The organism is Paenisporosarcina sp. P5_A11 (genome assembly GCF_056400705.1).
Map to the genome: position 1 here is coordinate 1 of NZ_JBFUKT010000316.1, position 1851 is coordinate 1851.

Genomic DNA, 1851 nt, shown 5'->3' on the forward strand with positions numbered 1-1851 from the left:
ATCCATGAGAGAACGATATTTATCTTTAGTGAAAATCGCCACCTTGCTGACGGAGGCATTCATAAAGTTTGACATGGTGAAATCAATCATACGATAGCGTCCGCCAAAAGGTACGGAGGCCAGGCAACGATGATGAGTCAATTCTTTTAATATGGGTCTTTCATTTACGAGATTTATTACTCCTAAAACATTCCTCATTAAAGCTACCTCCTATTATCATCAATTATAAAGATTGCAGCAAAGCACTTTCCGCAGAAATAAGTTGTTTTTCACCAATTAATGTAAGCCTTTGATTAGGGTCACTAATGACAGCACCATCTTCGATAATTGTACCGCTACCGATAATTGCTTTTTCGATAATGACATTTTTTCCAATTTTCACGTTTGGCATAATGACAGAATCTTTTACTATTGTGCCACTTCCAACTTGTACATTATAGGAAAGTACAGAATGCTCGACCTTCCCAAATACCAAACACCCTTCATTGACTAAGGATTGTGTCACATTAGCCTCTTTAGAGATAAATTGCGGGGGATGATTAGCGTTCCCAGCATAGATTTGCCAGTTAGGGTTTCCTAGTTCGAAAACGGACGGTTCTTCCAATAAATCCATATGGGCTTCCCACAGGCTGTCAATCGTACCAACATCTTTCCAATAGTCTGTAAATCGATACGCTTGTAAATTCGCACCATCATCCAGCATCTTTGGAATAATGTCCTTACCAAAATCATTGGTTGAAGTGCTATCCTGTTCGTCTTCTGTTAAATATTTTTTAAGATGTTTCCAGTTAAAGAGGTACACACCCATCGAGGCCAGATTACTTTTTGGATGTTTTGGTTTTTCGTCAAACTCAATAATCTGATCTGTATCGTTAGTACTCATGATACCGAACCGATTTGCCTCATCCCATGGTACTTCTATGACAGCAATGGTCGCATGTGCACCTTTTTCGATATGATCTTCTAGCATTTTATTATAGTCCATTTTGTAAATGTGATCTCCTGAAATCACAAGTACATATTCTGGGTTATTATGATCGATAAAATGAAAATTTTGGTACACGGCATTGGCTGTTCCTTTATACCATTCACCACCATCTTTCCCTTGATAAGGTGGTAGCATTGAAACTCCTCCGTTATTACGGTCAAGATCCCACGGACGACCGTTACCAATATATGAGTTCAAAATATGAGGACGGTATTGAGTAAGTACCCCAACCGTATCAATTCCCGAATGCGTACAGTTGCTTAAGGTAAAATCGATAATCCGATATTTCCCTCCAAATGGTACTGCGGGTTTAGCTAAGTCACTAGTCAATTCTCCGAGTCTTGACCCCTGACCACCTGCTAATAACATGGCTACCCATTTTTTAGATTTCATGTGAATCGACTCCCTTYTGTCTTGCTTTTGTCTTTTTCTTGAGAATTGTTATACCTAGCGGTGGTACCGTAATTTCCATGCTGCAAGGTTGGTTATGGTGAGGCAACTTAAATGATTGAATTGGACTACTGTTTATTTGATTTGATCCTCCAAATGATGCAGCATCACTAGTGAATGCTTCAAAATAGGTTCCATATGATGGAACACCAATTCGATAGTCATGGTAAACATCTGCAGAGAAATTACAAACAACAATGCAATACTCCCCTTTGCGTTTGCCTTTTCTCATAAACGTAATCACGCTTTGATTGGCATTGTCCGCATCAATCCATTCAAAGCCAGCTTGCTCATGATCGAGACGCCAGAGCGAATTAGTTTCTTGATAAAACTTGTTTAATTGTTTGAAGTAATGAAAGAAATTGGCATGTGAGTCAAAATCCAAGAGCATCCAATCTAATTCATCTCGATAT

The 1851-nt window shown here is 38.9% G+C and carries 3 protein-coding genes; all 3 read right to left on the bottom strand.

The window, feature by feature from the left end:
• Nucleotides 1-198: sugar phosphate nucleotidyltransferase (locus AC1DOS_RS19840; RefSeq protein WP_477538869.1), on the bottom strand; the 198-nt coding region annotated here is incomplete at its 3' end.
• A gap of 25 nt (nucleotides 199-223) precedes the next feature.
• Nucleotides 224-1381: a glucose-1-phosphate adenylyltransferase gene (locus AC1DOS_RS19845; RefSeq protein ID WP_108585790.1), complete on the bottom strand. Its 1158-nt coding sequence runs from the start codon at nucleotides 1379-1381 to the stop codon at nucleotides 224-226.
• On the bottom strand, nucleotides 1371-1851 hold a 481-nt coding region (locus AC1DOS_RS19850; RefSeq protein WP_477538870.1), incomplete at its 5' end, for an alpha amylase C-terminal domain-containing protein. The genes AC1DOS_RS19845 and AC1DOS_RS19850, both read right to left, overlap by 11 nt.

Excerpts from the sequence above, each read along its gene's own strand:
- AC1DOS_RS19845 (WP_108585790.1), bottom strand. The coding sequence starts at position 1,381 with ATGAAATCTAAAAAATGGGTAGCCATGTTATTAGCAGGTGGTCAGGGG.